Annotated in this window: 28 protein-coding genes and 1 pseudogene; 27 read left to right on the forward strand and 2 right to left on the reverse strand. The window is 44.3% G+C overall.

Annotated features, from left to right (window positions below):
- Both RAC86_RS16730 and RAC86_RS16735 read right to left on the reverse strand, forming a co-directional pair.
- Nucleotides 1–82, reverse strand: a pseudogene (locus RAC86_RS16730) (SA1362 family protein); the annotation flags it as partial.
- 39 nt (nucleotides 83–121) lie between these two features.
- Complete coding sequence (locus tag RAC86_RS16735; protein WP_015384077.1) at nucleotides 122–1,078, reverse strand: DUF1385 domain-containing protein; 957 nt, start codon at nucleotides 1,076–1,078, stop codon at nucleotides 122–124.
- Nucleotides 1,079–1,304: 226 nt separating this feature from the next.
- Between RAC86_RS16735 and RAC86_RS16740 the strand changes: the two genes are divergently transcribed.
- The 27 genes from RAC86_RS16740 to RAC86_RS16870 form a co-directional block, all read left to right on the forward strand.
- On the forward strand, nucleotides 1,305–1,841 hold the full coding sequence (locus RAC86_RS16740; protein WP_003230222.1) for a YqhR family membrane protein: 537 nt from the start codon (nucleotides 1,305–1,307) through the stop codon (nucleotides 1,839–1,841).
- Nucleotides 1,842–1,927: 86 nt separating this feature from the next.
- Nucleotides 1,928–2,374 carry a type II 3-dehydroquinate dehydratase gene (gene aroQ / locus RAC86_RS16745; RefSeq protein WP_003230223.1) on the forward strand — a complete coding sequence of 149 codons (447 nt, stop codon included), beginning with the start codon at nucleotides 1,928–1,930 and terminating at the stop codon, nucleotides 2,372–2,374.
- Nucleotides 2,371–3,432, forward strand: a complete 1,062-nt coding sequence (papA, locus tag RAC86_RS16750) for an aminopeptidase PapA (protein ID WP_003230224.1) — start codon at nucleotides 2,371–2,373, stop codon at nucleotides 3,430–3,432. Before aroQ ends, papA begins: the two co-directional genes overlap by 4 nt.
- A 24-nt stretch (nucleotides 3,433–3,456) precedes the next feature.
- Nucleotides 3,457–4,014: an elongation factor P gene (gene efp / locus RAC86_RS16755; protein ID WP_003226377.1), complete on the forward strand. Its 558-nt coding sequence runs from the start codon at nucleotides 3,457–3,459 to the stop codon at nucleotides 4,012–4,014.
- Nucleotides 4,015–4,158: 144 nt separating this feature from the next.
- Nucleotides 4,159–4,440, forward strand: coding sequence for a YqhV family protein (locus RAC86_RS16760; protein WP_004398639.1), 282 nt, complete (start codon nucleotides 4,159–4,161; stop codon nucleotides 4,438–4,440).
- A gap of 75 nt (nucleotides 4,441–4,515) precedes the next feature.
- Nucleotides 4,516–5,439 (forward strand): stage III sporulation protein AA, encoded by a 924-nt coding sequence (gene spoIIIAA / locus RAC86_RS16765; RefSeq protein WP_015251728.1) that lies wholly within the window; start codon nucleotides 4,516–4,518, stop codon nucleotides 5,437–5,439.
- A complete protein-coding gene (spoIIIAB, locus tag RAC86_RS16770) occupies nucleotides 5,433–5,948 on the forward strand; it encodes a stage III sporulation protein SpoIIIAB (RefSeq protein WP_014477309.1) in 516 nt (171 codons plus the stop codon). The genes spoIIIAA and spoIIIAB overlap by 7 nt, the downstream gene beginning before the upstream one ends.
- Before the next feature lie 22 nt (nucleotides 5,949–5,970).
- Nucleotides 5,971–6,177: a stage III sporulation protein AC gene (gene spoIIIAC, locus RAC86_RS16775; RefSeq protein ID WP_003153142.1), complete on the forward strand. Its 207-nt coding sequence runs from the start codon at nucleotides 5,971–5,973 to the stop codon at nucleotides 6,175–6,177.
- Between the two features lie 6 nt (nucleotides 6,178–6,183).
- Complete coding sequence (gene spoIIIAD, locus RAC86_RS16780) at nucleotides 6,184–6,585, forward strand: stage III sporulation protein AD (RefSeq protein ID WP_003230228.1); 402 nt, start codon at nucleotides 6,184–6,186, stop codon at nucleotides 6,583–6,585.
- Nucleotides 6,586–6,603: 18 nt separating this feature from the next.
- Nucleotides 6,604–7,803 carry a stage III sporulation protein AE gene (gene spoIIIAE / locus RAC86_RS16785; RefSeq protein WP_033885013.1) on the forward strand — a complete coding sequence of 400 codons (1,200 nt, stop codon included), beginning with the start codon at nucleotides 6,604–6,606 and terminating at the stop codon, nucleotides 7,801–7,803.
- Nucleotides 7,804–7,816: 13 nt separating this feature from the next.
- Nucleotides 7,817–8,437: a stage III sporulation protein AF gene (spoIIIAF, locus tag RAC86_RS16790; RefSeq protein ID WP_015251730.1), complete on the forward strand. Its 621-nt coding sequence runs from the start codon at nucleotides 7,817–7,819 to the stop codon at nucleotides 8,435–8,437.
- On the forward strand, nucleotides 8,430–9,119 hold the full coding sequence (gene spoIIIAG, locus RAC86_RS16795; protein WP_015251731.1) for a stage III sporulation protein AG: 690 nt from the start codon (nucleotides 8,430–8,432) through the stop codon (nucleotides 9,117–9,119). The genes spoIIIAF and spoIIIAG overlap by 8 nt, the downstream gene beginning before the upstream one ends.
- Entirely contained in the window at nucleotides 9,120–9,776 is a 657-nt protein-coding gene (spoIIIAH, locus tag RAC86_RS16800) for a stage III sporulation ratchet engulfment protein SpoIIIAH (RefSeq protein ID WP_015251732.1), read from the forward strand. It begins immediately after the preceding gene.
- A 156-nt stretch (nucleotides 9,777–9,932) separates the two neighbouring features.
- Nucleotides 9,933–10,412 carry an acetyl-CoA carboxylase biotin carboxyl carrier protein gene (gene accB / locus RAC86_RS16805; RefSeq protein WP_003230252.1) on the forward strand — a complete coding sequence of 160 codons (480 nt, stop codon included), beginning with the start codon at nucleotides 9,933–9,935 and terminating at the stop codon, nucleotides 10,410–10,412.
- A gap of 11 nt (nucleotides 10,413–10,423) precedes the next feature.
- Nucleotides 10,424–11,776 carry an acetyl-CoA carboxylase biotin carboxylase subunit gene (gene accC / locus RAC86_RS16810; RefSeq protein WP_003230253.1) on the forward strand — a complete coding sequence of 451 codons (1,353 nt, stop codon included), beginning with the start codon at nucleotides 10,424–10,426 and terminating at the stop codon, nucleotides 11,774–11,776.
- 20 nt (nucleotides 11,777–11,796) lie between these two features.
- A complete protein-coding gene (gene yqhY / locus RAC86_RS16815) occupies nucleotides 11,797–12,204 on the forward strand; it encodes a fatty acid biosynthesis protein YqhY (RefSeq protein ID WP_003230254.1) in 408 nt (135 codons plus the stop codon).
- A gap of 263 nt (nucleotides 12,205–12,467) precedes the next feature.
- Nucleotides 12,468–12,863, forward strand: coding sequence for a transcription antitermination factor NusB (nusB, locus tag RAC86_RS16820; protein WP_003230256.1), 396 nt, complete (start codon nucleotides 12,468–12,470; stop codon nucleotides 12,861–12,863).
- An 11-nt stretch (nucleotides 12,864–12,874) separates the two neighbouring features.
- The gene (gene folD / locus RAC86_RS16825; RefSeq protein WP_003230259.1) at nucleotides 12,875–13,726 is read left to right on the forward strand and encodes a bifunctional methylenetetrahydrofolate dehydrogenase/methenyltetrahydrofolate cyclohydrolase FolD; all 852 of its coding nucleotides are present in this window, start codon (nucleotides 12,875–12,877) and stop codon (nucleotides 13,724–13,726) included.
- A gap of 137 nt (nucleotides 13,727–13,863) precedes the next feature.
- Entirely contained in the window at nucleotides 13,864–15,210 is a 1,347-nt protein-coding gene (gene xseA, locus RAC86_RS16830) for an exodeoxyribonuclease VII large subunit (RefSeq protein ID WP_015251733.1), read from the forward strand.
- Complete coding sequence (locus RAC86_RS16835) at nucleotides 15,207–15,461, forward strand: exodeoxyribonuclease VII small subunit (RefSeq protein ID WP_003226409.1); 255 nt, start codon at nucleotides 15,207–15,209, stop codon at nucleotides 15,459–15,461. Before xseA ends, RAC86_RS16835 begins: the two co-directional genes overlap by 4 nt.
- Complete coding sequence (locus RAC86_RS16840) at nucleotides 15,451–16,341, forward strand: polyprenyl synthetase family protein (protein ID WP_003230262.1); 891 nt, start codon at nucleotides 15,451–15,453, stop codon at nucleotides 16,339–16,341. Before RAC86_RS16835 ends, RAC86_RS16840 begins: the two co-directional genes overlap by 11 nt.
- Before the next feature lie 174 nt (nucleotides 16,342–16,515).
- Nucleotides 16,516–18,417, forward strand: coding sequence for a 1-deoxy-D-xylulose-5-phosphate synthase (dxs, locus tag RAC86_RS16845; RefSeq protein WP_003245985.1), 1,902 nt, complete (start codon nucleotides 16,516–16,518; stop codon nucleotides 18,415–18,417).
- Nucleotides 18,414–19,259, forward strand: a complete 846-nt coding sequence (locus tag RAC86_RS16850) for a TlyA family RNA methyltransferase (protein ID WP_212058863.1) — start codon at nucleotides 18,414–18,416, stop codon at nucleotides 19,257–19,259. The genes dxs and RAC86_RS16850 overlap by 4 nt, the downstream gene beginning before the upstream one ends.
- A gap of 97 nt (nucleotides 19,260–19,356) precedes the next feature.
- Complete coding sequence (gene argR / locus RAC86_RS16855; RefSeq protein WP_003230265.1) at nucleotides 19,357–19,806, forward strand: arginine repressor ArgR; 450 nt, start codon at nucleotides 19,357–19,359, stop codon at nucleotides 19,804–19,806.
- Nucleotides 19,807–19,842: 36 nt separating this feature from the next.
- Nucleotides 19,843–21,573: a DNA repair protein RecN gene (gene recN, locus RAC86_RS16860; protein ID WP_377885884.1), complete on the forward strand. Its 1,731-nt coding sequence runs from the start codon at nucleotides 19,843–19,845 to the stop codon at nucleotides 21,571–21,573.
- A gap of 173 nt (nucleotides 21,574–21,746) precedes the next feature.
- Nucleotides 21,747–23,027, forward strand: a complete 1,281-nt coding sequence (gene spoIVB / locus RAC86_RS16865) for a SpoIVB peptidase (protein WP_004398697.1) — start codon at nucleotides 21,747–21,749, stop codon at nucleotides 23,025–23,027.
- 275 nt (nucleotides 23,028–23,302) lie between these two features.
- Nucleotides 23,303–23,647: response regulator (locus RAC86_RS16870; protein WP_377885885.1), on the forward strand; the 345-nt coding region annotated here is incomplete at its 3' end.

Consider the following 23,647-nt stretch of genomic DNA (forward strand, 5'->3'; position numbering starts at 1 on the left):
GATTGGTTACCAGCACATAGAGGAAACCGAACGCTCCCAGCGCAATTAATACAGCAATAATAGGTTGTACACGATGATTCATAACTGTCCACCTCCGAAAGTAATAGCAGGGCAACGGATTTTAGATGACGTTGTGAGAAGGCTTCTGATTTTGCTCAGACAATGCTTCGAGTCTGAGAAGTTCGTTAAAGCTTTCGATGGCAACTTCAACCTGTTCATCCTTAGGTTCCTTTGTGGTTAACAGCTGAAGCCAAAGTCCCGGGTACCCAAGTAATTTCAGACCGGGAATGTCACGCACTTTGTTTGTCAGCTGCAGAACTTCAAAGGATATACCAAGCACGACCGGTATCAGTGCGACACGATCTATAACACGCAGCCAAAGCGGATCTGTCGGAACGAGTAAATAAACAAACATGCCGACAATAATCGTAAATAAAATAAAGCTTGATCCGCAGCGGTAATGAAGCCGAGATTGGTTTTGGACGTTCTCTACAGTAATTGGCAAATTCTGTTCATAACAGTTTATGACTTTATGTTCGGCTCCATGATATTGAAACACTCTTTTAATAAGCGGTGTCATGGACAAAAAATAGATGTAACCGAGCAGCAAAATCAACTTAAACAGGCTTTCAACCGCGATTTGCGCCGTGTCCGAGGAAAAAATCGGCCTTGTCAGTTCAGCTAAGAAAACTGGAACCAATGTAAATACGAATTTACTGAACAAAAATGATAAGACGCCTATAACTGCGAGGCTGAGATACATAGACAGCCCGGAGGATTTTTTTTCTTCCTGCTCAAGTGTCTCGTCTTCAGATGGATCGAGCCCGTAACGTTCGCTTGAAAAATTCAAATGCTTTGTGCCGTTTGCACTCGCTTCGATAATGGCCGCGATCCCCCGTAAAAACGGTATCTTTTTCACGATGTTCAGTTTCGGGTTGTGTTTGCGTGGAAGCTTAAAAAAGTCAATGCTTCCATCCGTTCTTCTGATGGCTGTAACGTAATGATGCTTTCCGCCAAACATAACGCCTTCCACAACAGCCTGCCCGCCGTAAGCGGGCGGAACTTTATGTTTTGACATATTATCAACCTGCCTATTTCTTTAGGATTGCTAACCATTTCCTTTCACTCTATTGTACAGGAAACAGCGCTAAACCTCTAGATTGACAGGCTGAAAAAATTGCCATAGCCTTGCTTTTTCTACATGCATTATACCCGTTATTTTCAAATTTTACTCGCAGCTGTCAAAAAGTGTGAGCTTTTTTATTGACATTTCATTTTTTGGGCACACTTTAACTGGAGGTGCCATGATGACAAGCGAAAAAGATACAGAACAAAATGAAGAATTGAATGAGAAGCAAAAGCCGCCTGTTTCAATGGCCGGCAGGGTGGCGGCAACAGGTTTTTGCGGAGGCGTACTTTGGAGTTTCGTTGCTTATATCGCATATTTGTTTCATTTTTCCGAAATCAGCCCGAATATGATATTGCAGCCGTTTGTGCTCGGAGAGTGGAAAAAACATGGGCTGGGAACGGTAATCAGCATCATTTTGATTGGAGTAATTTCAATTGGCGCAGCATTTCTTTATTTTCTTCTATTGAAACGTTTAAAAACAATGTGGCCGGGTATTTTATACGGCTTGGTGCTTTGGCTGCTCGTGTTTTTTGTTTTTAATCCGATTTTTCCAGATGTGCGCACGGTGACCGAACTGACATCAGATACAATTATTACGACCATTTGCATTTATTTGCTTTACGGGCTGTTTGTCGGGTATTCCATTTCATTTGAATACAATGAGCTGAATTCGGAAAAGCTTGCACGTGCTCTGGGAATGCATAGAGAATAGTGTATAATCCTTTTCCAGTATGATAAAATGTTCACGAGAAGTGAACATTTTTTACATGAGAAACCCTCGCGAAAAGGAGAGATTATGTGCCTCATTTTTTGATTTTGAACGGACCGAATGTTAACCGGCTTGGGAGTCGTGAGCCTGAAGTATTCGGCCGCCAGACACTGACCGATATTGAAACAGATCTTTTTCAGTTTGCTGAAGCCTTACATATCCAGCTCACTTTCTTCCAGTCTAATCACGAAGGTGATTTGATAGATGCGATACATGAGGCTGAGGAGCAATACAGCGGGATTGTTCTGAACCCCGGCGCCCTGAGTCATTACAGCTATGCGATCAGGGATGCTGTTTCAAGCATCAGTCTTCCTGTGGTAGAGGTGCATTTATCAAACTTATACGCCAGGGAAGAATTCAGGCATCAGTCGGTTATCGCTCCTGTTGCGAAAGGGCAGATTGTCGGTCTTGGAGCTGAAGGCTACAAGCTTGCTGTTCGCTACTTATTAAGCCAGCAAGGGGGAGAATCAAGATGAAGCTAGAGAAATTAAGAAACCTGTTTGGACAGCTGGGAATTGACGGCATGCTGATTACAAGCAACACGAATGTACGCTATATGACAGGGTTTACAGGTTCGGCGGGTTTGGCTGTTATATCGGGTGACAAAGCAGCGTTTATTACGGATTTTCGTTATACTGAGCAGGCGAAGGTTCAGGTAAAGGGTTTTGAGATCATTGAACATGGCGGCAGCTTGATTCAGACCACTGCCGACACTGTTGAATCGTTTGGCATCAAGCGTCTCGGCTTTGAACAGAACAGCATGACATATGGCACTTACGCTTCATACAGCGCCGTTATCAGTGATGCCGAATTAGTGCCTGTGGCTGAATCCGTGGAAAAGTTGCGCTTGATTAAGTCTAGTGAAGAGATTAAGATATTAGAGGAAGCTGCGAAGATTGCAGATGATGCCTTCAGACATATCTTGACGTTTATGAAACCCGGTATTTCTGAAATCGCTGTTGCCAATGAGCTGGAGTTTTATATGAGAAGCCAGGGAGCAGACAGCTCTTCTTTTGATATGATTGTCGCCTCAGGCCTTCGTTCAAGCCTTCCGCACGGTGTGGCCAGTGACAAACTGATTGAAAGCGGAGACCTTGTTACGCTTGATTTTGGCGCTTATTATAAAGGATATTGTTCTGATATTACCCGGACGGTCGCTGTAGGTCAGCCCAGTGATCAATTGAAGGAGATCTATCAGGTTGTATTTGATGCTCAGGCGCTTGGCGTCGCACATATTAAGCCGGGAATGACAGGAAAAGAGGCTGACGCCCTCACAAGGGATCATATTGCTGCAAAAGGCTACGGTGACTATTTCGGCCATTCAACCGGGCACGGGCTCGGCATGGAAGTTCATGAATCGCCGGGATTATCCGTCAGATCTTCAGCTATCCTTGAACCGGGTATGGTGGTCACAGTGGAGCCGGGCATTTACATACCAGAAACAGGCGGTGTCCGCATTGAAGATGACATCGTGATTACAGAAAATGGCAACCGGACAATCACCCATTCCCCAAAAGAACTTATTATTTTGTGATTGGAATATAGGAGGACATTAAACATGATTTCAGTTAACGATTTCCGTACAGGATTAACAATTGAAGTAGATGGCGGCATTTGGCGCGTCGTTGACTTCCAGCACGTAAAACCTGGAAAAGGTGCGGCATTTGTCCGCTCTAAACTCCGCAACCTTCGCACTGGCGCCATTCAGGAAAAAACATTCCGCGCTGGTGAAAAAGTAGCGAAAGCGCAAATCGAAACCAAAACAATGCAATATCTATATGCAAACGGAGATCAGCACGTATTTATGGATACTTCTTCTTATGAGCAGCTTGAACTGAGCGCAACTCAAATCGAAGAAGAATTAAAATACCTGCTAGAAAACATGTCTGTGCATATCATGATGTACCAGGATGAAACACTTGGTATCGAACTTCCAAACACAGTTGAGCTGAAAGTTGTTGAAACTGAACCTGGTATTAAAGGTGATACAGCGTCAGGCGGTACAAAACCTGCGAAAACTGAAACCGGGCTTGTTGTAAACGTGCCGTTCTTTGTGAATGAAGGCGACACACTTGTTGTCAATACATCAGACGGTTCTTACGTTTCAAGAGCATAGAAAGAAAAAAAGAAGTCTGTTCCCAAATGGGAGCAGGCTTTTTTTGTGCCCAAAAACAGAATCTTTCTTTTATACGAAAATGACAAGACTACTTCAGCAAGCTAGAGCATATCATATAAAAAAATGGGAGGTTGGGAGAGTGCTATGAAATTTTTACTTGGAAATATCAATTCTACTGTTTTAACAATGGCGGGATTACGAGTTTTATCCTCTATGATTGAGCTGACGGCAGCAATTGTCATGCTTGTGACCAACGATGTCCGGAAGGCGGTTGTGGTTAACAGCATTCTCGCTATTGTCGGTCCGTTGATTTTTATCATTACGATGACTGTCGGAATCTACCAAATTGCCGGGCAGCTTTCGTATGCAAAGCTGATTCTGATTTTTACGGGTGTTGTTTTGATTTTGGCGGGTGTTCATAAATAAAGAGAGGCTTGTCATAAAGTCTGCCTCACATCATACATTTTAAAGAAGCCAATCGGTAGAAAGGAGGAGGCTCTGTTGAATGAAATCGCTGAGGTTCTCCCCGAATCCATGAAAAACGCCCTTTCTGAAATACCGGAACAACAATGGCTGGAAATCGAAGAAGTCAGAATTCGGATCAACCGCCCTGTTGAATTGATTCGAAGAGGACAACCTGTTTATTTGTCCTATGCGGGCACGGCCGAGGATGCCCATCTGATCCTGAGCCGGCTTAGCAACTATAGTATGTATACTCTTGAAGAAGAGCTGAAGAAAGGGTATGTCACGATCAGAGGCGGCCACAGAGTCGGACTGGCGGGCAGAGTCATTACGGAAAACGGAGGTGTGAAAGGCCTCCGTGACATCGCATCTTTTAATATACGAATTGCCCGGCAAAAGCTGGGGATTGCGGAGCCGCTGCTTCCATACTTATATCAAGACAGCTGGCTGAATACGCTGATTATCGGACCGCCCCAAACCGGCAAAACAACACTTCTCCGGGACCTTGCGAGGCTCTCAAGCACCGGCAAAAAACCCATGCTGCCCGTAAAGACAGGAATCGTCGATGAACGGTCAGAAATTGCCGGATGTCTTCGCGGCATTCCGCAACATCAATTTGGTCAGAGAATTGACGTGTTAGACGCCTGTCCAAAAGCTGAAGGGCTGATGATGATGATTCGATCCATGAGCCCTGAGGTGATGATTGTCGATGAAATCGGGCGTATGGAAGATACAGATGCACTTCTGGAGGCACTGCATGCCGGTGTTTCAGTAATTGTATCGGCGCATGGCTGGAGCATATCCGACCTGATGAAGCGGCCTTCATTGAAGCGTTTGTGGGAAGAAAGAGCCTTTGACCGCTATTTGGAATTATCAAGAGCAAAAGGGCCGGGCACAGTGAGCCGCATTTATGACAAAGACGGAAATGTGCTGTCTAGGACGACGGGCGTGAAAACATGCTGAAGTTGCTGGGCGCTGTATTCATTGTGGTAGCGACAACATGGACAGGTTTTGAGATGGCGAAGATTTATACAGAACGGCCGCGGCAAATCCGCCAGCTGCGTGCGGCGCTTCAATCCCTCGAGGCTGAAATCATGTACGGCCATACACCGCTTCATACTGCTTCACAGCAGATTGCCAAACAGCTCGCACAGCCTGTTTCAGCTCTTTTTTCCGCATTCAGTGATCAGCTGGACAAGGGAAGTGATTCCGCGAAAACGGCGTGGGAGCAAAGCTTAAAGAAAGTATGGGACACCCTGTCTTTGAAAAAAAGCGAATACGAAGTGCTGAAGCAGTTTGGCGAGACGCTCGGGATTCATGATCGAATCTCTCAGCAAAAGCACATCAAGCTGGCGCTGACACATTTGGAAGCCTCTGAAGCGGATGCTGAACAGGCGCAAGCGAAAAATGAAAAAATGATAAAAAGTTTGGGCTTTTTAGCGGGCTTGTTACTCATTCTTCTATTGATGTAAACGTGAGGGGAGCAAAAATAAAATGGGAGTAGACGTGAATGTCATATTTCAAATTGCCGGAGTGGGAATCGTGGTCGCTTTTTTACACACGATATTGGATCAGATGGGCAAGAAAGAATACGCTCAGTGGGTGACGCTGTTAGGTTTTATCTATATTTTATTTATGGTCGCCACGATTGTAGATGACCTATTTAAAAAGATAAAAGCTGTGTTTTTATTCCAAGGATAGGGGGGCTTGCAGATTGACATTGTTCAAATTGTAGGTTTAGGGCTGATCGCCACCTTCCTTTCTTTAATTGTAAAAGAACAAAAGCCGACTTTTGCGTTTTTAATCGTCGTTTTTGCCGGATGTGCCATTTTTCTTTATTTGGTAGACCAAATCTACGACATTATTCGAATGATAGAAAAAATTGCGATTAATGCAAATGTCAACATGGTCTATGTTGAAACCATTTTAAAGATTATCGGAATCGCCTATATTGCTGAATTCGGGGCACAGCTCACAAAAGATGCCGGTCAAGGAGCCATCGCCTCGAAAATAGAATTGGCGGGGAAAATTTTAATACTCGTAATGGCTGTGCCTATTTTAACCGTCATTATTGAAACGATTCTCGGACTTATACCTTCTATGTCATAACCGAAAGGAGGCGGTAGATTGAAGCGCTTTCAATGGGCTTTGCTTTTGGCCGTGCTGATCATAGCAGGCCGTGCAGAAATTGTACAAGCAGCTGGTAATGCAGAACAAACGGAAGACCATGCTGAAACAGCCGAGCAATTAGCGGAAAGGACAGCAGCCTCGCTTGAAACAGATAAGATCGGGGAATTTTGGAATGACATTATGACAGAATACGGCGGACTGCTGCCGGAAAGCCAAAAAGGCAGCTTAATGGAGTTTATCAATGGCGATAAATCATTCTCACCGCAAGAATGGCTGAAAGCTCTCTTTTCTTATTTGTTTCATGAAGTGCTTGCCAACGGAAAGCTGCTGGGCACATTGATTTTGCTCACGATTTTTTGCGTCATTCTGCAGCTTTTGCAAAATGCTTTTCAGCAAAGCACCGTCAGTAAGGTCGCTTACTCAATTGTATACATGGTGTTGATTATCCTTGCGCTTAATAGCTTTCATGTGGCAATTAACTATGCAACTGAGGCGATTCAGACGATGACCAGCTTTATCCTGGCGCTCATTCCGCTCCTCTTGGCGCTTTTGGCTTCCTCAGGCGGAGCTGTATCTGCGGCCTTCTTTCATCCTGTTATCCTCTTCCTGATGAACACGAGCGGTCTCTTGATTCAGAATATCGTCATGCCGCTGATTTTTTTATCAGCGATTCTGAGCATTGTCAGCACGATGACTGAACAATACAAAGTAACACAGCTGGCTAACCTGCTCAGAAATATCGCCATCGGAGCACTGGCTGTTTTTCTTACCATCTTTCTCGGCGTCATCTCTGTTCAGGGAGCCTCAGCTGCAGTGACAGACGGCATTACGCTCAGGACGGCTAAATTTATAACCGGAAATTTTATTCCTGTGCTTGGCCGAATGTTTACAGACGCAACAGATACAGTAATCAGCGCCTCTTTACTGCTGAAAAATACGGTAGGGATTCTCGGTGTCGCTATTTTGATCTGTATCGCGGCATTTCCGGCAATCAAAGTGCTTTCCCTCGCTTTTATTTATAAGCTGGCAGCCGCGATTCTTCAGCCGCTTGGAGGCGGGCCCGTCATCACCTGCCTCGACGTCATCAGCAAAAGCGTCATTTATATTTTTGCAGCTCTCGCTATTGTGTCTCTCATGTTTTTTTTAAGCCTTACTGTCATAATCACAGCCGGAAACCTCACGATGATGATGAAATGAAGGAGGCAGGCGAATGAGTTTTTTAACGGAATGGCTTACCACCATCGTGTTGTTTATCCTATTTGCAATTGTGATTGATATGCTGCTGCCGAGCTCCAGCATGCAAAAGTACGCAAAAATGGTAGTCAGCCTGCTCTTGATTGTCGTCATGCTTACGCCGATTTTTAAACTTTTCAAGACAGACCCCGAAATCATCTTTGAATATCTCACAAAAAACGGGCAGTCAGAGTCTGCCGACATAAAAAATCAAATCAATTCAAAAAAAATAGAAATACAAGCTTCCCAGCGCGCATATATTCTAGAAGAAATGGCTGTCCAACTAAAAAAGAAAGCGGAGGAGAGATTCAGTCATGATGAATATAAAGTAGGCCGCATCAAACTCACGGCAGGAGAAAAGGTAGATTCAGAAGAGGATATTAAAACAATCAGCGTGTATATGGCCCCGTCTTCTGAAAAAACGGTCCAAACGGTCGCGCCGGTCCACATTGATACAGATCATGCATACGTAACGAAAGAAGCAGCCGAACAAAAAGAAGCCAAACAGATAAAAACGCAGCTCGCGGACATTTGGGAAATCGGAAGTGAGAAAATTACGGTTCATATGGAAGGCGGGGAGAGTGTCGGCAATGAATAAAAACGGATTATGGAATGTATTGAAAAAGCAGTTTCTTCCGGGACAAATGAAGGACGGCGAAAAGCCGAAGCTGACCAAATATCATTACTTTCTATTCGTTTTTGTTCTCGGAGTTTCCTTTATGCTTGTCAGCCAGCTGTTTTATTCACCTGAGAAAACAGAAAACGCCAAAACGATAACGGCCGTATCATCACAACATTCTGCGGGCAGCAAAGAGAAAACAGCTGAAGTGTTTAAAACCTCAAAATCTGATAAACCTAAAGACTCGATCGATGACTATGAAAAAGAATACGAAAATCAGCTGAAAGAAATTCTTGAAACAATCATTGGTGTGGACGATGTCTCGGTTGTCGTGAATGTAGATGCAACGTCGCTGAAAGTATACGAAAAAAACAAATCAAACAAAAATACAACCACTGAAGAAACTGACAAAGAAGGCGGAACAAGAAGCGTTACAGACCAAACATCGGAGGAAGAAATCGTCATGATCAAAAACGGCGATAAAGAAACACCTGTCGTCGTCCAAACGAAAAAACCTGATATACGCGGTGTACTCGTTGTTGCTCAAGGAGTGGACAACGTTCAAATAAAACAAACCATTATCGAAGCGGTGACACGGGTCCTGGATGTTCCAAGCCACCGGGTTGCGGTTGCCCCTAAAAAAATAAAGGAGGATTCATAAATGCTTAAAAAACAAACCGTTTGGCTATTAACAATGCTCAGTCTTGTCGTGGTGTTAAGCGTCTACTATATCATGTCGCCGGAAAGCAAAAACGCCGTGCAGATGCAAAGTGAAAAAAGCGCGCCTGACAGCGGAGAGGTCGCAACTGAAAAAGCGCCTGCCAAGCAAGACACGAAGGAAAAAAGCGGTACAGAAACTGAAAAAGGAAAAGAAGATGGAACAAAGGGAACGAAAGATTCATCAGCAGACAAGGAAACATCCGCTGAAGCCAGTGAAAAAGGAACTGTTGTTACGGAAACAGCCGATGATGATTTGTTTACAACGTACCGTCTTGATTTAGAAGATGCCAGAAGCAAAGAAAGAGAAGAGCTGAATGCCATTGTATCAAGCGATGATGCAACAGCCAAGGAGAAAAGCGAAGCATACGATAAAATGACGGCTCTCAGTGAAGTGGAAGGAACAGAAAAACAGCTGGAAACGCTGATTAAAACACAAGGTTACGAGGATGCGCTCGTTAATGCTGAAGGAGATAAAATCAATATTACAGTCAAATCAGACAAACACTCCAAATCGAAGGCGACAGCCATTATAGACCTTGTGGCAAAAGAAATCAAAACAATGAAAGATGTCGCTGTCACATTTGAACCATCCAAGTAAGAAAGAGGAAAAAGAAGCCCGCTAAACAAGCGGGCTTTTTGCGTTGCTGTCATATTAGAGTTGAATTCAAAAGTCCGCTCCTGTAAGATGAACATAGTATGTACTTTTAGTAGTAACCTATAAAAAAAGAAATTTCATACATAGGAGTGCGATTGAATGTTAAATATCAAAGAAATCCACGAGCTGATTAAAGCAATTGACGAGTCTACAATTGACGAATTCGTATATGAAAATGAAGGTGTATCCTTAAAACTGAAAAAACACGAAGCAGGCACGGTTCAAGTCATGCAGCAGGCACCTGCAGCACCTGTACAAGCACAGGCTCCGCAGGCAGTTCAGCCGCAAGCGCAGCAAGCAGCGGCACCTGCCCAAGAAGCACCAAAGCAAGATGAGAATCTGCATAAAATCACTTCACCAATGGTAGGAACATTTTATGCTTCTTCATCACCGGAAGCTGGCCCGTATGTAACAGCCGGTTCAAAAGTAAATGAAAACACAGTTGTCTGCATTGTAGAAGCGATGAAGCTTTTCAACGAAATCGAAGCAGAAGTGAAAGGCGAAATCGTTGAAGTATTAGTAGAAAACGGCCAGCTGGTCGAATACGGACAACCTCTATTTCTTGTAAAAGCGGAGTAAGGAGACTGAACATGATTAAAAAGCTATTGATCGCCAACAGAGGAGAAATTGCTGTCAGAATCATCAGAGCCTGCAGAGAGCTCGGAATTGAGACTGTCGCTGTTTATTCAGAAGCTGATAAAGATGCCCTTCATGTTCAAATGGCCGATGAAGCTTTTTGTATCGGACCGAAAGCATCAAAAGACAGCTATTTAAACGTTACAAATATTGTGAGTGTTGCAAAGCTGACTGGCACGGACGCCATTCATCCGGGATACGGATTTTTAGCTGAAAATGCTGATTTCGCTGAATTATGTGAAGAAGTGAATGTCACGTTTGTCGGCCCGAGCGCTGACGCCATTTCAAAAATGGGAACAAAAGACGTTGCGCGGGAAACGATGAAACAGGCCGGCGTGCCAATCGTACCGGGTTCACAGGGAATTATAGAAAATGTGGAAGAAGCGGTTTCGCTTGCTAATGAAATTGGGTATCCTGTAATTATAAAAGCCACCGCAGGCGGAGGCGGAAAAGGAATTAGGGTTGCCCGCACTGAAGAGGAACTGATTAATGGCATTAAGATTACACAGCAGGAAGCGGCAACTGCATTCGGAAATCCAGGTGTATACATCGAAAAATACATAGAAGATTTTCGCCACGTTGAGATCCAAGTGCTTGCTGATAACTACGGAAATACGATCCATTTGGGCGAACGCGACTGCTCGATCCAAAGACGCCTGCAAAAGCTTTTGGAAGAATCACCATCTCCTGCCCTTGATTCAGAAATCAGGGAGCAAATGGGAGATGCAGCGGTAAAGGCTGCAAAAGCGGTTGGCTATACAGGTGCTGGAACAGTTGAATTTATCTATGACTACAATGAACAGCGCTATTACTTCATGGAAATGAACACGAGAATTCAGGTAGAGCACCCAGTCACAGAAATGGTGACGGGAACTGACCTGATCAAGGAACAAATCAAAGTGGCATCAGGAATGGAACTGAGCCTCAAGCAAGAGGATGTTGAATTTGAAGGCTGGGCCATCGAATGCCGAATCAACGCAGAAAACCCAAGTAAAAATTTCATGCCGTCACCTGGTGAAATTAAAATGTACCTGCCTCCTGGCGGTCTTGGTGTCCGTGTCGATTCAGCTGCGTACCCTGGCTATTCCATCCCACCGTACTATGACAGCATGATTGCAAAGGTAATCACATACGGAAAAACGAGGGATGAAGCGATTGCCCGCATGAAGCGCGCATTGAGCGAATTCGTCATCGAAGGCATTGAGACAACAATCCCTTTCCATTTAAAACTGCTTGAACACGAAACATTTGTGAGCGGAGAGTTTAATACGAAATTTTTAGAAACATATGATGTAATGGGCTCATAATTTTTACGGAGGTGAATTGAATGAAAGACAACAGCTTGCTTAAAATGGATCACGAAGATACGCATTTGGGTAAGGTTGAGATTGCACCGGAGGTCATTGAGGTCATTGCCGGCATTGCAGCATCAGAAGTTGATGGGGTTGCCGAAATGCGCGGAAACTTTGCGACAGGCGTCGTCGAGCGCTTTGGCAAAGTGAATCATGGCAAAGGTGTCAAAGTCGACCTGGCGGATGACGGAATTACGATCGATGTATACTGTGTCGTTACATTTGGCGTTTCGATTCCGAAAGTTGCAGCATCCGTTCAGGAAAACATTCGTCAAACCTTATTAAATATGACGTCTCTTTCGATTAACGAGATCAATATTCACATCGTCGGCATTCAATTTGACACAAAAGCCCAAGAAGTCCAAATCGACGAAGAAATGTAAATGGCTTAACACGAAACCAAGGGGAGGGCGGCCCTTTGGTTTTTTTACACGTTACCCTTTATTTCAAAGCATGAAGAAAGCCGGCTTACATAGCCGAGTTTCTTCATGAACGTGAAATCCGAATAATCATATTAAGGTGTGTGAAAATATTCGGTAATAGGGTAAAAAAACCTTGATTTCAATATGCGGATACGAAAAAAATATGTTATGATCTCTTTGTGGCTTAACGACAAGCGGATAAAGAGGATCAAAGGAGAAAGAAAATGAAAAGAAGAACAGCAAGAGAAAAAGCTTTGCAGGCACTATTTCAAATTGATGTCAGCGATATTGCAGTGAATGAAGCCATAGAACACGCACTGGATGAAGAAAAAACAGATCCTTTCTTTGAACAGCTTGTACACGGGGTATTGGAACACCAAGACCAGCTGGATGAAATGATCTCCAAGCATCTGGTGAATTGGAAGCTCGATCGGATTGCCAATGTTGACCGTGCGATTTTGCGCCTGGCAGCATATGAAATGGCATATGCCGAAGACATTCCGGTGAATGTCTCCATGAACGAAGCGATTGAGCTGGCAAAACGGTTTGGTGATGACAAAGCGACAAAGTTTGTAAACGGGGTTCTTTCTAACATTAAATCTGATATTGAACAATCATAGGAGGAAAGAAAATGACTGCAACAATCATCGACGGAAAAGAAACGGCTAGAGAAAAACGCGAACAATTGGCAAAAGAGGTAGAAGAGCTTAAAAAGCAAGGCGTCACTCCCGGACTGGCGGTTATTTTGATTGGAGATGATCCTGCTTCTCACTCTTACGTGCGAGGAAAGAAAAAAGCGGCAGAAACAATGGGAATGAATTTCAAGCTCGATCAATTTGACAGCAGCCTCACAGAAGCTGAACTGCTTTCCATTATTGATCAATATAACCAAGACCCTGAGTTTCATGGCATTCTCGTTCAGCTTCCGCTCCCAGACCATATTTCTGAAAAAGCGGTGATCGAACGTATCTCTCCTGATAAAGATGTAGACGGTTTTCATCCGTTAAACGTAGGGAAAATGCTGCTTGGCGAAGATACGTTTCTTCCTTGCACGCCTCATGGAATTGTTGAGCTTTTGAAGAAAACCAATATTGACCTTTCCGGTAAAGAGGTTGTTGTAGTCGGCCGAAGCAACATTGTCGGCAAACCTGTCGGCCAGCTTTTATTAAATGAAAACGCGACGGTTACTTACTGTCATTCAAGAACAGAAAATATTACTGAACATACGAAAAAAGCGGACATCCTGGTGGTGGCAGTCGGCAGAGCCAACTTCATCAGTGCAGACCAGATCAAAGAGGGCGCTGTTGTCATTGACGTCGGCGTTAACCGTCTGGAAAACGGAAAGCTTTGCGGAGACGTTGAATTTGAAGGAGCAAAGGAAAAAGCGTCCTTCATCACGCCGGTTCCGGGCGGAGTAGGTCCGATGACCATCACGATGCTTGCGCATAATACTGTTAAATCTGCGAAACGTACGTTATCATAGATAATTGGAGATATTCACAGGCGAAATGTTTACCCGCCTTGAATATGAGCACGATACCCGCTTCTTCAGGCTCCTAAAGCCAGGGCGGGTTTTCTTTAGTTATGGTGCAGGAATGCTTAGGAGAGGAGTTTTTAAACATGGGTGAAGCAGCGTATGTGACCGTCTCAGCGCTGACAAAGTATATAAAACGAAAATTCGATGTAGATCCTCACCTTGAAAATATTTGGATTAAAGGCGAATTGTCGAATGTAAAGATACACACACGAGGGCATATTTATTTCACTTTAAAAGACGAAAACGCAAGAATGCAGTCGGTGATGTTCGCGAGACAAAGCGAGCGTCTGCCTTTTAAACCTGAAAACGGAATGAAAGTGCTGGTCAGAGGCGGAATTTCCGTATATGAACCGAGCGGAAACTATCAATTATATGCCAAAGAAATGCAGCCTGACGGGGTTGGAGCGCTTTATTTAGCGTACGAAGAATTAAAAAAGAAGCTTGCCGGAGAAGGTTTATTTGACGACCGCTACAAAAAACAAATCCCCGCATTTCCAGCCACAATCGGGGTTGTGACATCTCCAACGGGTGCCGCTGTCAGAGACGTTATTACAACTCTAAAAAGAAGATATCCCCTTGTAAAAGTCATTGTTCTTCCAGCGCTCGTACAAGGTGAAAATGCGAGCAGATCCATCGTTACGCGCATTGAAGAGGCAAATGAAAAAGAGATTTGCGACGTATTAATTGTCGGGAGAGGCGGCGGTTCGATAGAAGAACTGTGGGCATTCAATGAAGAAATTGTAGCACGCGCCATCTTTGCTTCCAATATTCCGATTATATCGGCAGTCGGACATGAGACGGATTTTACGATCAGTGATTTTGTCGCCGATATCAGAGCTGCGACGCCGACAGGAGCAGCTGAGATTGCTGTGCCTCATACCACTGATTTAATCGAACGCACAAAAACAGCGGAAGTCAGAATGACAAGAGCGATGCAGCAGCATCTCGGCCAGAAAAAAGAACGGATTCAAACGCTGCAATCGTCCTATGCCTTTCGTTTTCCAAAGCGTTTGTATGCGCAAAAAGAGCAGCAGTTTGACCTCGCGTACCAGCAGTTTCAAGCACAGCTGACCGCTCTTTTAGATCGGAAAAGCAGACAGCTGGAGCGTGAAACGTACAGATTAGAGGCACTGCATCCTCATGAACAGCTGAAACAAGCGAGAACACGATACCAGGAACAAACAAATCAGCTGAGAAAAAATATGAATATCCAAATGAAGCAGTTGCATTCCCAATTTCAAACCGTTCTTGGCAAGCTGAATGCACTAAGCCCTCTTCAAGTGATGGAAAGAGGATACAGCTTGGCTTATAAAGAAGATAAACTCATTAAAAGTGTCAGTCAGATAGAAGAGCAGGACCGGCTTGAAGTCAAGCTGAAGGATGGCGTGCTGACCTGTGAAGTATTAGAAAAGAGAGGGGAAGAAAAATGACAGACGTGAAAAAAAATGAAAATATGACATTTGAAGAAGCGATGAAAGGGCTTGAGAGCATTGTATCAAAGCTTGAAGAGGGAGATGTGCCTCTAGAGCAAGCCATTAACTATTTCCAAGAAGGCATGGCTCTGTCAAAAATGTGCCATGAAAAGCTACAAAAAGTCGAAAAGCAAATGGACTTCATTTTAAAAGAAGACGGCGAACTGGCACCTTTCAGTGTTCAGGAGGAAGACGAAGGTGACAAATAAATTAACGAGCTTTTTGGCTGACCGGAAAAAAACAATTGAAAATCAGCTTTCTGTCTATACAGAAAAGCTTGATATGCCGGACTCATTAAAGAAGTCTATGCTGTATTCTCTACAGGCCGGCGGAAAGCGGTTGCGGCCTCTGATTGTACTGGCTGTTTTAAACGCATATGGAAAAAGTGAAAAAGACGGCATTCCGGTGGGCTGTGCTGTCGAAATGATTCACACGTATTCGTTAATTCATGATGATCTTCCATGCATGGATGATGACGATTTGCGCCGCGGGAAGCCGACAAACCATAAAGTGTTTGGTGAAGCGACGGCAGTATTAGCGGGTGACGGGCTGCTCACAGAAAGCTTTAAGCTGATTACCTCCCACGTGTCAGACGAGGTGTCAGCAGAAAAGCGCCTGCGCCTTGTGAATGAACTGATTTCAGCGGCAGGCACCGAAGGCATGGTCGGTGGGCAAGTAGCTGATATGGAAGCGGAAAACCGACAAGTCACGCTTGAAGAGCTCGAATCCATTCATGAACGGAAAACTGCCAAGCTCCTTGGCTTTTGTGTAATCGCCGGTGCTATTTTGGCTGATGCGCCTGAGGAAGACATTGAAACACTGCGTACCTTCAGCAGCCACATTGGAATCGGATTTCAAATCAGAGACGATATTTTAGATTTAGAAGGCAGTGAAGAGAAAATCGGCAAACGTGTCGGCTCGGATACCACAAATGACAAATCGACATACCCGTCGCTTCTTTCATTGGAAGGGGCCAAACATAAATTGGATGTTCATATAAAAGAGGCGAAGCGATTGATCGGCGGACTCTCTCTTCAAAAAGACCTTTTATATGAGCTATGTGATTTAATTGCGGCAAGAGATCACTAAAACGATCCTAATTTGAAGCGGCTGCACGAGATATGGTAAAATGTAAGCAGTTTATATGAAAAATGAAAAGGAAAAGCGCGTTTGTCTTTTTTTATGTCTGAGATTATTGTCAGCTCGGCATGCAAAAGACATGTATCATTGCAGAAATTCATGCTGAAAGTGAGTTGATCCGCTTTGGATCTTTTATCAATACAGGACCCGTCGTTTTTAAAAAACATGTCCATTGATGAATTAGAGAAATTAAGTGATGAAATCCGTCAGTTTTTAATTACAAGTTTATCCGCTTCCGGCGGCCACATCGGCCCAAACTTAGGTGTCGTAGAGCTTACTGTTGCCCTGCATAAGGAATTTAACAGCCCGAAAGACAAATTTTTATGGGATGTAGGCCATCAGTCGTATGTCCATAAGCTGCTGACAGGACGCGGAAAAGAATTTGCGACGCTTCGCCAGTACAAAGGGCTTTGCGGATTTCCAAAGCGGAGTGAAAGCGAGCACGATGTTTGGGAAACCGGACACAGCTCGACTTCTCTGTCAGGCGCGATGGGAATGGCAGCTGCCCGTGATATTAAAGGAACGGATGAATATATTATTCCGATCATTGGTGACGGCGCGCTGACCGGCGGTATGGCGCTCGAAGCCCTTAACCACATCGGCGACGAGAAAAAAGACATGATTGTCATCCTTAATGATAATGAAATGAGTATTGCGCCCAATGTCGGTGCCATTCACTCTATGCTCGGACGGCTCCGTACTGCGGGGAAATACCAGTGGGTCAAAGATGAGCTTGAATACTTATTTAAAAAGATTCCGGCAGTTGGGGGCAAGCTTGCCGCCACGGCGGAACGTGTCAAAGACAGCCTGAAATACATGCTCGTCTCCGGAATGTTTTTCGAGGAGCTCGGTTTTACGTATTTGGGCCCGGTGGACGGACATTCTTATCATGAGCTGATTGAGAATCTTCAATACGCCAAAAAAACGAAAGGCCCTGTTCTTCTGCATGTCATCACGAAAAAAGGGAAGGGGTACAAACCGGCTGAGACCGATACGATTGGGACATGGCATGGTACCGGACCATATAAAATTAATACCGGCGACTTTGTAAAGCCGAAAGCCGCAGCTCCTTCGTGGAGCGGCCTTGTCAGCGGAACTGTGCAGCGAATGGCGCGCGAGGACGGACGCATTGTAGCCATTACGCCAGCTATGCCTGTCGGTTCAAAGCTTGAAGGTTTCGCAAAGGAATTCCCTGACCGGATGTTCGACGTAGGAATCGCAGAACAGCATGCCGCAACGATGGCGGCAGCTATGGCAATGCAGGGTATGAAGCCGTTTTTGGCGATTTACTCAACCTTCCTGCAAAGGGCATATGACCAAGTTGTCCATGACATCTGCCGCCAAAACGCCAATGTGTTTATTGGAATTGACCGTGCAGGACTCGTTGGCGCTGATGGAGAGACACATCAAGGCGTGTTTGATATTGCGTTTATGCGCCACATTCCAAACATGGTCTTAATGATGCCGAAAGACGAAAATGAAGGCCAGCACATGGTTCATACAGCACTTAGCTATGACGAAGGCCCGATAGCGATGCGTTTTCCGCGCGGAAACGGACTCGGCGTAAAAATGGATGAACAGTTGAAAACGATTCCGATCGGTACGTGGGAGGTGCTGCGTCCGGGGAACGATGCTGTCATCTTAACATTCGGCACAACAATCGAAATGGCGATTGAAGCAGCCGAAGAGCTGCAGAAAGAAGGCCTTTCCGTGCGCGTTGTGAATGCGCGTTTTATTAAGCCGATTGATGAAAAGATGATGAAGAGTATCCTAAAAGAAGGCTTGCCAATTTTAACAATTGAAGAAGCGGTCTTAGAAGGCGGTTTCGGAAGCTCGATTTTAGAATTCGCTCATGATCAAGGTGAATATCATACTCCGATTGACAGAATGGGTATACCTGATCGGTTTATTGAACACGGAAGCGTAACAGCGCTTCTTGAGGAAATTGGACTGACAAAACAGCAGGTGGCAAATCGTATTAGATTACTGATGCCGCCAAAGACACACAAAGGAATTGGATCATGACGTCAAAGAAAGAACGATTAGATGTATTATTAGTGGAAAGAGGGCTGGCGGAAACGCGTGAAAAAGCCAAAAGAGCCATTATGGCGGGGATCGTCTATTCAAACGAAAACCGCTTGGACAAGCCTGGAGAAAAAATTGACCGCGACCTTCCGTTAACTGTCAAAGGAAACCCGTTGAGGTATGTGAGCAGGGGCGGCTTAAAGCTCGAAAAAGCGTTGAAGGAATTTCCCGTCTCTGTCAAAGATAAAATTATGATTGATATTGGCTCCTCCACCGGCGGTTTTACGGACTGCGCTTTGCAAAATGGAGCTAAACAGTCATACGCTGTGGATGTAGGCTATAATCAGCTTGCATGGAAGCTTAGACAGGATGAACGGGTCGTCGTGATGGAACGGACGAACTTTCGTTATGCAACACCGGCAGACTTTACAAAGGGCATGCCGGAGTTTGCCACAATTGATGTGTCCTTTATTTCACTGCGGCTCATCCTGCCTGTCCTAAGGACTTTGCTCGTACCGGGCAGCGACTGCATGGCTCTAGTTAAGCCTCAGTTTGAAGCGGGACGGGAATCCGTCGGCAAAAAAGGGATTGTTAGAGATCCTAAAGTGCATGCTGATGTGCTCAAGCGAATGATCAGTTTTTCTGCCGCTGAAGGCTATATTTGTAAAGGCTTGTCATTTTCTCCAATCACGGGAGGAGACGGAAATATTGAGTTTCTCCTTCATTTGCATTGGCCGGGAGAGGGACAGGAAGGCCAGGAGCTGCCAGAAGAAGAGATCATGCGCGTTGTAGAAGAAGCACATAAGACGTTAAAAGAAAAAAAAGCAGATGTACTGGAATAATAGGGCGCTATTATTCCTTTTTTCTGCATTCATGTACAATGTGCAGAGAATCATATAACATAAAAGAACAGATAAGCTTGGAAATAGAGGTGCTTACATGAACAAAGGCCAGAGGCATATTAAAATCAGAGAGATCATTACAAGCAATGAAATCGAAACGCAGGATGAATTGGTCGACATGCTAAAGCAGGATGGATACAAAGTAACGCAGGCCACGGTATCACGGGATATTAAAGAACTTCACCTTGTGAAAGTGCCTACGAATAATGGTTCTTACAAATACAGTCTTCCGGCGGACCAGCGTTTCAATCCGCTGTCAAAGCTAAAGCGGGCATTGATGGACGCATTTGTGAAAATAGACTCAGCAAGCCATATGATTGTGCTGAAAACGATGCCGGGCAACGCCCAGGCAATCGGGGCGCTGATGGACAATTTGGACTGGGATGAAATGATGGGGACCATTTGCGGAGATGATACGATTTTAATTATTTGCCGGACTCCTGAAGATACAGAAGGCGTAAAAAATAGGCTCCTTGAACTGCTGTAACAGAAAATCTAACAAAGATAAGAGGTGTAATGCTGTTTGTTAGCTGAACTATCGATTAAAAACTTTGCCATTATTGAGGAACTGACGGTTTCTTTTGAACGCGGGCTTACGGTTTTAACAGGAGAAACCGGAGCCGGCAAATCCATCATCATAGATGCCATTTCTCTTTTAGTCGGAGGCCGCGGATCATCTGAATTTGTTAGATATGGGGAAGCAAAAGCCGAACTTGAAGGGCTGTTTCTGTTGGAGAGCGGCCATCCTGTTTTAGGCGTATGCGCTGAGCAGGGAATCGACGTTTCAGACGAAATGATCGTCATGAGAAGGGATATCAGCACGAGCGGGAAAAGCGTTTGCCGTGTCAATGGCAAGCTTGTCACGATTGCTTCACTAAGAGAGATCGGCAGGCTTTTATTAGATATTCACGGGCAGCACGATAACCAGCTGTTAATGGAAGACGAAAATCATCTCCAGCTTTTGGACAAGTTTGCCGGGGCCGAAGTGGAAAGCGCGCTCAAAACGTATCAGGAAGGGTACCAGCGGTATGTGAAGCTGCTCAAAAAGCTTAAGCAGCTTTCTGAAAGCGAACAGGAAATGGCCCATCGTCTTGATCTTATTCAATTTCAGCTCGAAGAAATCGAATCGGCAAAGCTTGAGCTTAACGAAGATGAACAGCTCCAAGAAGAGCGCCAGCAAATTTCAAACTTTGAGAAGATATATGAGTCGCTGCAAAATGCATATAACGCGCTTCGCAGTGAGCAGGGCGGATTGGACTGGGTTGGAATGGCATCAGCGCAGCTTGAAGATATATCTGATATTAACGAACCGCTGAAAAAACTGTCTGAAAGTGTTTCGAACTCCTACTATTTGCTTGAGGATGCCACATTTCAGATGAGAAATATGCTGGATGAGCTTGAATTTGATCCGGAACGCCTGAACTATATTGAGACGCGACTTAATGAAATCAAACAGCTGAAACGAAAATACGGTGCCACTGTTGAAGACATTTTGGAATATGCTTCTAAAATTGAAGAAGAGATTGACCAAATTGAAAACAGGGACAGCCACCTTCAAAGCTTGAAAAGGGAGCTTGACTCCGTCGGCAAAGATGTCGCAGTGGAAGCGGCAAATGTGTCACAAATCCGAAAAACATGGGCGAAAAAGCTGGCTGATGAGATTCATCGGGAATTAAAAAGCCTGTACATGGAAAAATCAACTTTTGATACGGAATTTAAGGTCAGAACAGCGTCACGCAATGAAGAGGCGCCGCTTGTAAACGGCCAGCCCGTTCAGCTGACTGAACAAGGGATTGACCTGGTGAAGTTTTTAATTTCAACCAATACAGGCGAGCCGCTGAAATCCCTTTCGAAAGTCGCTTCAGGTGGAGAGCTGTCACGGGTGATGCTTGCCATAAAAAGCATTTTTTCCTCACAACAGGATGTGACATCGATCATTTTTGATGAGGTTGATACCGGTGTAAGCGGCAGGGTCGCACAGGCAATCGCTGAGAAGATCCATAAGGTGTCAATAGGATCACAAGTGCTGTGTATTACACACCTCCCTCAGGTGGCTGCCATGGCCGATACGCATCTTTATATTGCGAAGGAGTTAAAAGACGGTAGAACGACGACACGTGTCAAGCCGCTGTCTAAGCAGGAAAAGGTAGCGGAAATCGGGCGCATGATTGCAGGTGTCGAAGTAACCGACTTAACGAAACGCCATGCGAAAGAACTTTTAAAACAAGCGGATCAAGTCAAAACAACTGGGTAAGCTGCGCGAAAAGCGCAGCTTATTTTTTTGTTTACATCCATTCGTTCATCAGTATATCCAATGTTTTTCTTCATATGACAGTTATAAATAAGCCGTCAGAAGGCAAAATTAAATGATGTAGCAGCAAGTCATAAAGAAGGTGTGGGATAGGAGCGAGGAGAGTGAAGTAGTGAATGCCCGATAACATCAGAAAAGCAGTAGGTTTAATTCTCCTTGTTTCGTTATTAAGTGTAGGTTTATGCAAACCGCTAAAAGAATATTTACTGATTCCAACGCAAATGAGAGTATTTGAAACCCAAACACAAGCGATTGAAACGAGTTTATCGGTAAACGCTCAGACATCAGAATCCTCAGAAGCGTTTACAGTAAAGAAAGATCCGCATGAAATCAAGGTGACGGGCAAAAAATCAGGTGAGTCAGAATTGGTATATGATCTTGCCGGATTTCCAATTAAAAAAACAAAAGTGCATGTTCTTCCTGATTTAAAAGTTATACCTGGCGGACAATCAATCGGTGTAAAACTTCATTCCGTCGGTGTTCTTGTCGTCGGATTTCATCAAATCAATACAAGTGAAGGCAAAAAATCTCCGGGAGAAACGGCCGGAATTGAAGCGGGCGACATCATTATTGAGATGAATGGACAGAAAATTGAAAAAATGAATGATGTAGCCCCATTTATTCAAAAGGCTGGGAAAACTGGTGAATCTTTAGATTTACTGATCAAACGTGATAAACAGAAAATCAAAACGAAGCTGATCCCAGAAAAGGATGAAGGAGAAGGCAAATACAGAATCGGGTTATATATCAGAGATTCTGCTGCCGGCATCGGCACTATGACCTTTTATGAACCGAAAACAAAAAAATACGGAGCACTTGGCCACGTGATTTCCGATATGGATACAAAGAAACCAATTGTAGTGGAGAATGGAGAAATTGTTAAATCCACTGTAACATCAATTGAAAAAGGGACAGGCGGTAATCCGGGAGAAAAACTGGCGCGATTTTCCTCAGAACGCAAAACGATCGGGGATATTAACAGAAATAGCCCATTTGGAATTTTTGGCACGCTGCATCAGCCGATTCAAAACAACATATCAGATCAAGCATTGCCGGTTGCGTTTTCTACCGAAGTCAAAAAAGGGCCGGCTGAAATTTTAACGGTTATTGATGATGACAAAGTAGAAAAATTCGATATTGAAATCGTCAGCACAACGCCGCAAAAATTCCCTGCGACAAAAGGAATGGTGTTGAAAATTACCGATCCAAGGCTGTTGAAAGAAACAGGAGGCATCGTCCAGGGGATGAGCGGAAGCCCGATTATTCAAAATGGAAAAGTGATCGGTGCTGTCACCCATGTATTTGTAAATGACCCGACAAGCGGCTACGGTGTTCATATTGAATGGATGCTGTCAGAAGCAGGAATCGATATTTATGGAAAAGAAAAAGCAAGCTGACTGCCGGAGTTTCCGGCAGTTTTTTTATTTTGATCCCTCTTCACTTCTCAGAATACATACGGTAAAATATACAAAAGAAGATTTTTCGACAAATTCACGTTTCCTTGTTTGTCAAATTTCATTTTTAGTCGAAAAACAGAGAAAAACATAGAATAACAAAGATATGCCACTAATATTGGTGATTATGATTTTTTTAGAGGGTATATAGCGGTTTTGTCGAATGTAAACATGTAGCAAGGGTGAATCCTGTTAACTACATTTGGGGAGGAAGAAACGTGGAGAAAATTAAAGTTTGTGTTGCTGATGATAATCGAGAGCTGGTAAGCCTGTTAAGTGAATATATAGAAGGACAGGAAGACATGGAAGTGATCGGCGTTGCTTATAACGGACAGGAATGCCTGTCGCTGTTTAAAGAAAAAGATCCCGATGTGCTCGTATTAGATATTATAATGCCGCATTTAGACGGACTTGCGGTTTTAGAGAGGCTGAGGGAATCAGATCTGAAAAAACAGCCGAATGTCATTATGCTGACAGCCTTTGGGCAGGAAGATGTCACGAAAAAGGCCGTCGATTTAGGCGCGTCCTACTTTATTCTCAAACCGTTTGATATGGAAAACCTT

This window comes from Bacillus sp. LR_5 (assembly GCF_042709275.1).

Excerpts from the sequence above, each read along its gene's own strand:
- RAC86_RS16735 (WP_015384077.1), bottom strand. The coding sequence starts at position 1,078 with ATGTCAAAACATAAAGTTCCGCCCGCTTACGGCGGGCAGGCTGTTGTG.
- RAC86_RS16740 (WP_003230222.1), top strand. The coding sequence starts at position 1,305 with ATGATGACAAGCGAAAAAGATACAGAACAAAATGAAGAATTGAATGAG.
- papA (WP_003230224.1), top strand. The coding sequence starts at position 2,371 with ATGAAGCTAGAGAAATTAAGAAACCTGTTTGGACAGCTGGGAATTGAC.
- efp (WP_003226377.1), top strand. The coding sequence starts at position 3,457 with ATGATTTCAGTTAACGATTTCCGTACAGGATTAACAATTGAAGTAGAT.
- RAC86_RS16760 (WP_004398639.1), top strand. The coding sequence starts at position 4,159 with ATGAAATTTTTACTTGGAAATATCAATTCTACTGTTTTAACAATGGCG.
- spoIIIAB (WP_014477309.1), top strand. The coding sequence starts at position 5,433 with ATGCTGAAGTTGCTGGGCGCTGTATTCATTGTGGTAGCGACAACATGG.
- spoIIIAC (WP_003153142.1), top strand. The coding sequence starts at position 5,971 with ATGGGAGTAGACGTGAATGTCATATTTCAAATTGCCGGAGTGGGAATC.
- spoIIIAF (WP_015251730.1), top strand. The coding sequence starts at position 7,817 with ATGAGTTTTTTAACGGAATGGCTTACCACCATCGTGTTGTTTATCCTA.
- spoIIIAG (WP_015251731.1), top strand. The coding sequence starts at position 8,430 with ATGAATAAAAACGGATTATGGAATGTATTGAAAAAGCAGTTTCTTCCG.
- spoIIIAH (WP_015251732.1), top strand. The coding sequence starts at position 9,120 with ATGCTTAAAAAACAAACCGTTTGGCTATTAACAATGCTCAGTCTTGTC.
- accB (WP_003230252.1), top strand. The coding sequence starts at position 9,933 with ATGTTAAATATCAAAGAAATCCACGAGCTGATTAAAGCAATTGACGAG.
- accC (WP_003230253.1), top strand. The coding sequence starts at position 10,424 with ATGATTAAAAAGCTATTGATCGCCAACAGAGGAGAAATTGCTGTCAGA.
- yqhY (WP_003230254.1), top strand. The coding sequence starts at position 11,797 with ATGAAAGACAACAGCTTGCTTAAAATGGATCACGAAGATACGCATTTG.
- nusB (WP_003230256.1), top strand. The coding sequence starts at position 12,468 with ATGAAAAGAAGAACAGCAAGAGAAAAAGCTTTGCAGGCACTATTTCAA.
- folD (WP_003230259.1), top strand. The coding sequence starts at position 12,875 with ATGACTGCAACAATCATCGACGGAAAAGAAACGGCTAGAGAAAAACGC.
- xseA (WP_015251733.1), top strand. The coding sequence starts at position 13,864 with ATGGGTGAAGCAGCGTATGTGACCGTCTCAGCGCTGACAAAGTATATA.
- RAC86_RS16835 (WP_003226409.1), top strand. The coding sequence starts at position 15,207 with ATGACAGACGTGAAAAAAAATGAAAATATGACATTTGAAGAAGCGATG.
- RAC86_RS16850 (WP_212058863.1), top strand. The coding sequence starts at position 18,414 with ATGACGTCAAAGAAAGAACGATTAGATGTATTATTAGTGGAAAGAGGG.
- argR (WP_003230265.1), top strand. The coding sequence starts at position 19,357 with ATGAACAAAGGCCAGAGGCATATTAAAATCAGAGAGATCATTACAAGC.
- spoIVB (WP_004398697.1), top strand. The coding sequence starts at position 21,747 with ATGCCCGATAACATCAGAAAAGCAGTAGGTTTAATTCTCCTTGTTTCG.